Origin of the sequence: Synechococcus sp. GFB01, from assembly GCF_001039265.1 — a bacterium.
Taxonomy (GTDB): Bacteria; Cyanobacteriota; Cyanobacteriia; order PCC-6307; family Cyanobiaceae; genus NIES-981.
In genome coordinates this window covers 17,612-27,555 of the sequence record NZ_LFEK01000024.1, presented here as the reverse complement: position 1 = coordinate 27,555, position 9,944 = coordinate 17,612, and the positions used below count along the sequence as shown (strand labels likewise).

5 protein-coding genes are annotated in these 9,944 nt (G+C 70.9%); all 5 read left to right on the top strand.

Features of this window, described 5'->3' with window-relative positions:
* The coding region (locus SYNGFB01_RS12405; RefSeq protein ID WP_053068325.1) for a glycosyltransferase at positions 1–3,152 on the top strand (3,152 nt) is incomplete at its 5' end.
* A 1,407-nt stretch (positions 3,153–4,559) separates the two neighbouring features.
* Positions 4,560–5,651, top strand: a complete 1,092-nt coding sequence (locus SYNGFB01_RS14510) for an acyltransferase (protein ID WP_048017103.1) — start codon at positions 4,560–4,562, stop codon at positions 5,649–5,651.
* Between the two features lie 8 nt (positions 5,652–5,659).
* Positions 5,660–6,766: a glycosyltransferase gene (locus SYNGFB01_RS14505; RefSeq protein ID WP_053068324.1), complete on the top strand. Its 1,107-nt coding sequence runs from the start codon at positions 5,660–5,662 to the stop codon at positions 6,764–6,766.
* Positions 6,767–6,768: 2 nt separating this feature from the next.
* On the top strand, positions 6,769–7,701 hold the full coding sequence (locus SYNGFB01_RS04450) for a decaprenyl-phosphate phosphoribosyltransferase (protein WP_048017102.1): 933 nt from the start codon (positions 6,769–6,771) through the stop codon (positions 7,699–7,701).
* 1,109 nt (positions 7,702–8,810) lie between these two features.
* Positions 8,811–9,896, top strand: coding sequence for a hypothetical protein (locus tag SYNGFB01_RS04435; RefSeq protein WP_048017099.1), 1,086 nt, complete (start codon positions 8,811–8,813; stop codon positions 9,894–9,896).
* The last annotated feature ends 48 nt before the right edge of the window (positions 9,897–9,944 follow it).

Sequence of the window (9,944 nt, the reverse complement as noted above, 5' to 3'; positions counted from 1 at the left end):
CCCTGGCCACGCTGCTGCGGCCGGCCCATGGCGATGCCGCCGTGCTCGCCCGCGCCCGCCGCGAGCGCTTCGCCGGGGCCGAGGCGCTCTACACCAACTTCATCAACAACGACATCGACGCCGTGTGCCAGGCCCGCGATCAGGGCCTGCACGTGGTGCACGAGCTGATCATCGGCGCCGATGTGGGGCGGATCATGCTGGCGGAACGCCGCCGTTTCCCCGGCATCGAGCCGGCCGGCGAGCCTGAGGAGGTGGTGGAAGCCGGCATCGCCCGCGACCGCCTGAAGTGGTCGCTCAGCGACCGGGTGCTGGTGCCCTCCAGCTATTGCTGGCAGAGTTCGCTAGAGCTGGGCTGCGATCCGGCCAGGCTCAGCCTCGTGCCCTACGGCATTCCGGAGCACTGGTTCGATCTGAAGCCGGAGCCGGAGGAAGGCCGGCTGCTGTTCGTGGGCCAGGTGGGGCTGCGCAAGGGCAATCACGTGCTGGCCGAGGCCTGCCGCCTGCTGCGGCGCCGCGGCGTGCGCTTCAGCTGCCGGGTGGTGGGGCCGCAGCTGGTCGACGTGACCCTGCCCCTGTTCGAGGGGCCCTCCTACCTGGGCCAGGTGCCCCGCAGCGCGGTACGCGAGGAGTTCCGCCGCGCCGACGTGTTCGTGCTGCCCACCCTCGCCGACAGCTTCGGGCTGGTGCACCTCGAGGCGATGGCCTGCGGCGTGCCGGTGGTCACCACACCGCACTGCGGCTCGGTGGTGCGCCACGCATCGACGGCTTCCTGGTGCCGATCCGCGAGGCCACCGCCCTGGCGGACCACCTCCAGCAGCTGCTCGCCGACCGCGACCTGCGCCGCCGCATGGGCGCCGCCGCCAGAGGCCGCGCCCGCGAGTTCACCTGGCCCGCTACGGCGAACGCCTGCTCGCCGCCCTGGCCCTGCCCGCCTGATGGCCGCTCCGCTGCTGATTGCGCTGCACCGGATTGGGCCCTACCACCACGCCCGCCTCGAGGCCGCCAGCGAACTCGGCCGCCTCGCGGTGCTGGAAACCCGGCCCGCCTCGCTGGAATACCCCTGGGAATTTGCCCCGGAGCGCAGCTACCCGGTGCACCGGCTCTGCGGCGCCTCGGATCCCGAGACCGACCCGCCCCTGCCGCTGCTCGACCGGCAGCTCGCCTCCCTGCTCGATCGGCTGCGTCCGGCGGTGGTGGTGAGCGTGGGCTGGGCCGACCGGGCCTATCAGCGCCTGTTGCTGGCCGCCCAGCGGCGCCGCCTGCCGCTGGTGATCGTGGCCGACAGCCGCCACGAGGATGAGCCGCGGCGGCCGTGGAAGGAACTCCCCAAGCGCTGGCTGCTGCGCGGCTACTCCAGCGCCCTGGTGGCGGGAACCCAGAGCCGGGCCTACCTCGAGCGCCTCGGCTTTCCCCCCGCCGCCATCCAGCAGCCCTGGGATGTGGTCGACAACGCCTGGTTCCGGCGCCGTGCGGAGGCCGCCCGGCAGCACAGCGATCCGGCGGCTGGCCAGGCGCGCCCGCACCTGCTCTGCGTGAGCCGGTTCGTGGCCAAGAAGAACCACACCGGCCTGCTCGAGGCCTACGGGCTCTACCAGCGGCAGGGGGGAACCTGGGGGCTGCGACTGATCGGCAGCGGCCCCCTGGAAGCCGCGATCCGCCGCCAGGTGGCCGGCCTGCCCCAGCCAGAGCGGGTGCGGATCGATCCCTTCCTGCAGCTGGAGCAGCTGGGGCCGGCCTATGCCGCCGCCGCCGCCTTCGTGCTTGCCAGCCACACGGATCAATGGGGGCTGGTGGTGAACGAGGCGATGGCCGCTGGGCTGCCCGTGCTGGTGAGCCGCGGCTGCGGCTGCGCCGCCGACCTGATCCAGCATGGCCGCACCGGCTGGAGCTTCGATCCGGCCGATTTCGCGGCCCTGGCGGAGCTGTTCCACGCTGCGGAACAGCAGCCGGCCGGGCAGCGCCGAGCCATGCTTGCGGCGGCGACCAGCCGGCTGGAGCAGTTCTCCCCGGCCGCCTTCGCCGGGCACTGCACGAGGCTGCGGAACTGGCCCTGCGCCACCCCCGCCGCTCGCGGCGCGCGGCCCTGGCCGCCACCCTGCTCTCGAGCCGACGCGATGGCTAGGGCACGGCCGGCGGGTGGTCGGTTCGGCCGCCTGGCCCTCGGCCTCGGCCTCGGGCTGCTCGTGCTGGCCGGCGAGGCGGTCGCCCGCTGGGGTCTTGGACTTGGCACGCCGCCGCTGTATGAGACCCATCCCACGATCGAATACAGGCTCCGCCCCAACCAGCGTCTGCGGCGCTTTCACAACCGGGTGGAGATCAACGCCTACGGGATGCGCTCCGATCCGCTGCCGCGTCGCCCCGCCCCGGGCACCCGGCGGGTGCTGGTGTTCGGCGATTCGGTGGTGTTCGGCGGCTCCCAGCTCGACCAGTCGCTGATCGCCACCACCCTGCTGCTGCAGCGCCTCAGCGCCGCGGCGGCCGGGCCGGTGGAGGTGGGCAACGTGAGCGCCGGCAGCTGGGGACCGGGCAACTGGCGCGCCTGGGCGGAAGCCGAAGGCTGGCTCGGCGCCACCGACCTGCTGCTGGTGATCTCCAGCCACGATGCCCGCGACAACCCCGTGTTCGCGCCGCTGGATGCCAACCACCCCGACCGCAACCCGCCCAGCGCTCTGGCGGAACTGCTCGACCGCTACCTCCGGCCCGTGCTGGCCTCCCGCTTCCCCGCCCTCGCGACCCCGGCTCCGCCGCCGCGCATCGCCGAGAATCCGGCCAGCCCCGAGGCCCTGCAGCGCGGGCTCGGCGATCTGGAGGCCTTTCTGCGGCAGGCGCTGGCCAGCGGCGCCCGGGTGAGAGCGGTGCAGTTCTGGGAGCGCAGCGAAGTGGAGAGCGGCCGGCCGCTTCCCGACCACGCTGCCGTCCTGGAGCTGCTGCGGCGCCTGCAGGTGCCGGTGGTGCAGGCCGGTCCGCGCTTCCAGCGCTGCGGCCGGGAGAGCCCATCGGGCATCCAGGGCCTGTTCGTGGATCGCATCCATCCCTTCACGGCGGCAGGTCAGGACTGTCTGGCGATCGTCATGCTCCAGGCCCTGCAACAACCGGATCTCGTCAAGAATGCAAATCTGGTGCACGGCCGCGCGCCGATGAAACGTCTCTGACCATCCCGAGCCGCATGCTCATCACCGCCGCCATGCCCTACGCCGGGAAGCCCGACCTCTCCGCCCTCACCGGAAACGAGTGGCTGGTGGTGCTGGCGCTGTCGGCGGCGATCCTGATCGAGATCCTGCGAGCACGCTCGGGCCGCTCCTGGCTGCAGCTCTATCAGCCCACGGTGATCCTGGGCGGCATCCTGATCTACTACTGCCTGCTCAGCCCCCTCCACACCCTCGCCAATGGCACCTGGCTGGAGCGCGGCCAGGATCTCCGCGAGGCGATGGTCTGGGGCTGGACAGCGGCCCTGGTGTTCTATCTGGCCGTTCTGGTGGGCTTCTACGAGCTCCCTGTGCCGGCCTTCAACCGCCGCTTCATCGGCCGCTCCGACCCCGAGGCCCTCTACCGGCTCGGCCGCCGCATCTGCTGGGCCGCCCTGCTGCTCTATGCCCTGGTGGCGGGGCCGGCCGTGATCGCCCAGCTCAACCCCCTCACCGCCCTCGGCCAGGTGGCCTCCGCCGGCGGAGCCCCAGACATCGGTCCGCTCCGCGTGCTGGGCAACTACCTGGCCTACACCATCAATCTGCTCATCCCCGGGGTGCTGCTGCTGTTCACAGCCTGGGTGAGCAGCCGCCGCCACACCGGTGAGCTGGTGGGCTGGGTGCTGGCCAGCACGGGCCTGTTCGTCACGCTCGGCTTCCGCTGGCGCCTGGTGGTGCTGGCCGTACCGATGCTGCTCATCTGGTATCTGGCCCGCTACCGACGGCCACCGCTGCGCGCCCTGCTGGCGATCGGCGCCGCGCTGGTGATCCTGGTGTCGGGTGTGATCGGGGAGAGCCGCGAATACGGCTACGGCCTTCGCACCGAGCGCCTGCAGGGCCGCGACCTGCTCAGTTTCCTCGATTCCGGATTGACCGAAGGGCGCACCGTCTTCCTCACCACCAGCGGCCTGATCTCCACGATTCCGCAGCGTCAGCCGTTCGTGGGGCTCGAGCCGATCGTCTCCGCGGCCCTGATCCCCATCCCCCGTGCCTTCTACCCCGAGAAGGACACCATCGGCTACCTGCGCCGCTCCCTGCTGGCCCTTTACCGTGATCCGGCCTTCGCCGCCGGCGCCGCCACGCTCAACTTCGGCGAGTACTACCTGATCGCCGGCTGGCCGTCGCTGATCGCCATGAGTCTGCTGATGGGCTGGCTACTGCGCTGCCTCTGGAACTGGTTCCTGCAGCGGGCCGAGGAACCCCTCGCCCAGGCGATCTACGTGCTCACGGTCTGCTTCCTCTACGTGGTGGTGAGCCGCGGCTATCTCTCCCAGGTGGTCTACCTGGGCGCTTCACCCTGCTGCCCCTCTACTGGCTCTACGGTCGCCTGGCCAGGCGACCGGCCGTGGTGGCGGCTGCCCAGCCCTCCACGCCATGACCACCACAGCACGCCCTCCGGCCGGCCGGCTCTACGGACTGGAGTGGATCCGGGCCTTCGCCGCTCTGGCGGTGGTGCTTTACCACGCCGAGGCCGGCACCCATCTCCACCTCGTGGCCGGCCGGGTCGACCCCGGCGTTCAGCATCCCTGGTTCGGCTACGGCTGGATCGGCGTGCCGGTGTTCTTCGCCCTCAGCGGCTACGTGGTGTGCCACTCCCTGCAGCAGCGGCAGCGCTCTGGACCGGAGTTCCTCGCCGCACGCTTCTGGCGACTCATGCCCACCTACGCCGTGCTCACGCTGGTGTTCCTGCTGCTCCTGAGCGTGGGGTCCTCCGGAGCTCCGCTGAGCACCGAGAAGCTGCTCAGCTCGTTGGTGTTCGGCTTCGGCTCCAACCAGGAGGTGTATCTCTACGTGGCCTGGACCCTCTTCTGGGAAGCCATCTTCTACTGCCTGGCCGCCCCGCTCGCGCCCCGCTTTCCGACACTGCCGGCCCGGCCCGTGCTGCTGGCCTTCGTGGGGATGGCCGCAGCCACCTGGGCTCTGCGCACCCCCGGCCTGCTCAGCCAGACCCTCACCTACATCACCGCCTTCCTCTGCGGCGCGGCCGTCTGGGCCGCCCTCCGTCCCGCCCAGCCTGGACCCGCCCGCCCCTGGCAGGGGCCGGGACGGCTGATCATCCTGCTGATCGGTCTGGCCTGGATGGCCTCCAATCCCACCGACCGGCCCTTCGCCCTGACTGCGGCGGCAACCGGGCTGCTCATCCTGGCTCTGGTGGTCGTGGAGCGTCTCCGTCCGGCCTGCTTCCGCTGCGGCCCGGTGATCGAACTCGGCAAGCTCTCCTATTCGCTCTATCTGGTGCAGGTGATCACCATCCCGCTGGTGCTGCAGCCCCTCTCCGGCCTGCTCGGGCCTTCGATCCTGGCCCAGGTCCCGGTGCCGCTGCTCAAGATCGGCGGCATCGCGCTGATCCTGCTTGTCAGCCTGATCGCCGCCGCGATCAGCTGGCATCTGCTCGAGATGCGCCTCTCACCCTGGCTCGCCATGCGCTGGCAGCGCTCCTTTCAGCGCCTTCAGCCGAGAACCTGAACGCCCGGGTGACAACCCATTCCATCCTTCACCTCTCCCATTCGGCAGGGGCCCTCGATGGCGGGATCGCCACGGCCGTTGAGGCCCTGATCGCCGCCCAGCGCGCTGCTGGCGGGCAGCCTGAGTGGCTCGTGGCCGATCGCTGGCCCGCCTGGCGCCGCGACCGGGCTCTGGCGGCAGCCATCCGGCAGTCACGACCCGATCTGGTGCACATCCACGGCCTCTGGCGCAGTCCCACCCGGCTGGCCAGGCAACTCAGCCGCCGGACCCTGCCGTACGTGATCGCCCCGCACGGCATGCTCGACCCCTGGGCTCTGACCCGGAGCCGCTGGCGCAAGCGCCTCGTGCTGGAGCTCTGGGAGCGGCGGGCGCTCGAATCGGCCGCCTGCCTTCAGGCCCTCTGTGCCGCCGAGGCCGAGGCCATCCGCGCCCTCGGGCTGCGGGCCCCGCTGGCCGTGATCCCCAACGGGGTCGATCTGCCGGGCCCCGTGGATGGCCTGCCCCCGCCCCCCTGGCAGGAGCAGGTGCCGGCCGGCGAGCGGGTGCTGCTGTTCTTGGGTCGCTTCCATGCCAAGAAGGGAACGGCGCCGCTGCTGCAGGCCTGGCGGCGTCTGAGCGCCGAGGCGCACCGCCTGGGCTGGTGGCTGGTGCTGGTGGGCTACGGCGACGACGGCGCCCTCGCCCGCCAGGTGGCGGCCGCGGCGATCGAGCGCGCCCTCGTGCTTGACCCCTGCTTCGGGGCCGGGAAGGCGGCCTGCCTGGCCGCGGCATCCGCTTTCGTGCTGCCCAGCTTCAGCGAAGGGCTGCCGATGGCCGCCCTGGAGGCGATGAGCTGGGGNCTGCCCTGCCTGCTGAGCCCGGCCTGCAACCTGCCCGAGGCCTTCGCAGCCGGGGCCGCATGGCCGGTTGAGCCCAGCCCCGCAGCCCTCGGCGCAGCTCTGCACGAGCTCTTCACCCTGCCGCAGCAGGAGGCCACCGCCATGGGGCAGGCAGGCCGAGCACTGGTGGCCCGCTCCTACGCCTGGCCCACAGTCGCCGAGCACACCCAGGCCCTGTACCGCTGGATTCTGGGCTCGGGGCCGGAACCGCCTAACCTCATCCATCACCGTTCGTAACCATGGTTCTCCACCGCGCCGGAGCCCTGCTCCAGGCCTGCAGACCCCGGCAGTGGACCAAGAACCTGCTGGTGTTCGCCGCGCCGCTGTTCACGGTCAGCCTCGCCCCCGAACTCTGGGTGGCTGCCTCTGGCGCCTTCGTGGCCTTCTGCCTGATCTCGAGCGCGATCTACCTGTTCAACGACGTGCTCGACCGAGACGCCGACCGCGCCNATCCCACCAAGTGCCGGCGGCCGATCGCCTCGGGCCTCGTGTCCATACCGCTGGCGCTGCTCTGCGCCGCCCTGCTCACCGTGCTGAGCCTCAGCCTGGGCTCGCTGCTCTCGCCGGCCCTCGCCGGCGTGCTGCTGCTCTACGCCCTGATCCAGGTGGGCTACTGCCTGCGCTTCAAGCGGATGCCGCTGCTGGATCTGTTCTCGATCAGCTCGGGCTTCCTGCTCCGCGCCGTGTCCGGCGGCGTGGCGGCCGGCCTGCGCCTCTCGCCCTGGTTCCTGCTCACCGTGGGCCTGCTCGCCCTGTTCCTGGCAGTGGAGAAACGCAAGGCCGAACTGCGTGTGTCGCTGGATCGCGGCGTGATCACCCGGCGCGTGCTCGAACGCTATTCCCTCCCCCTGCTGCTGCGGCTGGAGGCACTGGTCTCAACCAGCGCCTTCCTCTCCTACGCCCTCTGGGCCTCGGGCCCNACCCTGAACGGCGCCCCCACCGCCTGGATGCTGCTCACCGTGCCGTTCGTGCTGGCCGGCATCTTCCGCTACCAGCTGCTCAGTGATCCGGAGGAAGCCGGGCGCCGCGCCTCGATCGATCCGGAGCGCAACAGCGAGAAACCGGAGGAGATCCTGCTGCGCGATCCCGGGGTGCAACTCACCCTGGTCGGCTGGTTCCTGACCATCTCGGCCGTGGGTCTCGCCCACCACGCCGGCCTGCTGCAGGCATGAACGCCAGCCCGCAGCACGGCATGCATCGGCCAGCNTTCGTGCTGCGGGCTCTCGCCGGGCTCGTGCTCTACGTGGTGGGGATGGCCCTCTCGGGCTTCCTGGTGAGCGGCTTCATGAAGGTGGCCATCCGGCTCAACTACGACGAGTTCGGCTTCATCAAGCGGGGCCTGGTCGGCACCGTGCTGCATAGGGCGCTGGGCACCGGCATCGACCGGGCCGATCCCCGGCCGATCGCCCTCGTCTTCGGGCTGGTGATCGGCGTGCTGCTCAGCCTGCTCACGGCGGCCCTGCTCAGCCCCCCCATCAGGCGCCGGTTGCCTTCACCTTCCTGCTCTCACCCGCCACCCTGCTGCAGTGGGGCTACGGCTTCAGCTGGTTCGACGGCACCTGCGCCCTGCTCTTCCTGACGCAGGTGCTGCTGCTGCGTCACCGCTGCGGCCTCCCCCAATCGCTGCGGGCCCTGCTGATCGGGGCTCTTTGCTGGGTCGCCCTTCTCATCCACGAGATCTACGCCCTGGCCTTCCTGCCGCTGCTGATCGCGCTGCTGCAGCGTCACCTCGGGCCGCGCCAGCGCCTGCTGGTGGTGGCCATGGCCGCCCTCGCCGTGGCGGCGGTCGCCGCTTTCGGACGCTATGAGGCAGGGGCCGGCGCCCTGGCACGACAGTTGGGGGTCCCGCTGGAGCAGGCCCCCATGGAACTGGTGGCCTCCCTCCACGACAACCTGGCCGGAACCCTTTCGGCCCTCTGGGGCAGCAGCCTGTGGCGCGGCTCGATCCCCGGCCTCGGCTACCTGGCCGTCGTGCTCGTGCAGGCCCTGCGCGGCGGCGCCCAGCGCCAGCCCCGGCTGCCCTGGCTGCTGGTGGCCCTGAGCCCCNTCAGTTTGAGCCTGCTCGGGGTTGATCTGCCGCGCTGGATCGCCATGGCCGCCTTCAACGTGCTGCTGCTGGCATGCCTCGGGCTGATCCCCTTCCGCACCACCCCACGCTCCCTGCATGGGGGCCTGGTGGCGGCATTCGCGCTCTGCGGCCCGATCGGCATCTTCTGGCTGTCGTTCCCGGTGCTTACCAGCCATCTCGTGCCCATCCTGGGCGGGCTGTGGTGAGTCCGGCATGACCCGGCGCGCTGATCCAGCTCCGGCGCGGCGCTGGCCCCTGTGGGTCTCCGGGGTTGTGCTGGTGCTGGTGGGGCAGCTGCTCTCGGGCTGGAAGGTGCACCATTTCGCCCTCACGGCCCTGGCGCTCGACTACCACCGGCTCGGCTTCGTGAAGCGTGGCCTGCTCGGCACCCTGCTCGGCTGGCTCCTGCCCGAGCGCCTGCCCCTGCAGCAGGCCCAGGCGCTCTGGATCGGCCAGGGGATGCTGGTGGGAGCGGCGCTGGCCCTCCTGCTGGTGGGGCTGACACGGTGCCGCCAGGGCTCGCTGGTGCGAGTGGCGTGGCTGAGCCCCGCCCTGTTCCTACAGGCCGGCTACAACTTCTCCTTCCTCGACGGCCTGCTGCTGGTCTGCTGCAGCCTGGCTCTGCTCCTGCTCGAGGGCACTGGAGCCATGGCCCGCTGGCGGGGGCTCCTGGTGATCGCCGCCGCAACCTGCGGCGCCCTGTTCCATGAGAGTTTCCTGCTCGCCTTCCTGCCGCTGCTGGTGCTGCGGGCCTGGCGGAGGCGACCGGCGATCGCCCTGGCCCTGCTGGGCAGTGCCCTGCTCGTGGGCCTGCTGCTGGTGGTGCAGGGAGGCTTCGAAGCCGGGCCTGCGGTGCTGCAGGAGCGTCTCGCCGAGCGTTTCGCGGAGCCTTTCGCCGCCAACACGGTGGAGCTCACCAGCAGCCTCGGCCAAAATCTCACCAGCACGGCCGCGGCCCTGAAGACATCCGGTCTGATCAAGGCCCTGCCAGGCTTTCTCTACCTGGCCTTGCTGCTGGCCAGCGTCGCCACCTCGTCACGCCAGGCCACCGGGTTCACTCTTGCAGCCTGCCTCGCTCCGCTGCTGCTGCTGCCGCTGGGCACCGATTCGAGCCGCTGGATCGGTTTCGCCTGCTTCAACCTTCTGCTGATGGGCCTGGCCGGTGATCTGCAATTCCGCCTCCCGCCACGCCGGCAAGCCCTGCTGCTGATGTTCACCTGCCTGGGTCCGCTGGGAATCCAGGGATCCTTTCCGTTGCTGGGCTCTGCTCTCCGCAATCTGTACCCATTACCCCCTTGATGAAGTCAGACAGTAAACAATGAATCTCTATAGGCAAGATTTCCCCTT

Bases quoted from the DNA above. Each gene is read 5' to 3' on its own strand.
- SYNGFB01_RS14510 (WP_048017103.1), top strand. From the start codon at position 4,560: ATGACCACCACAGCACGCCCTCCGGCCGGCCGGCTCTACGGACTGGAG.
- SYNGFB01_RS04435 (WP_048017099.1), top strand. From the start codon at position 8,811: ATGACCCGGCGCGCTGATCCAGCTCCGGCGCGGCGCTGGCCCCTGTGG.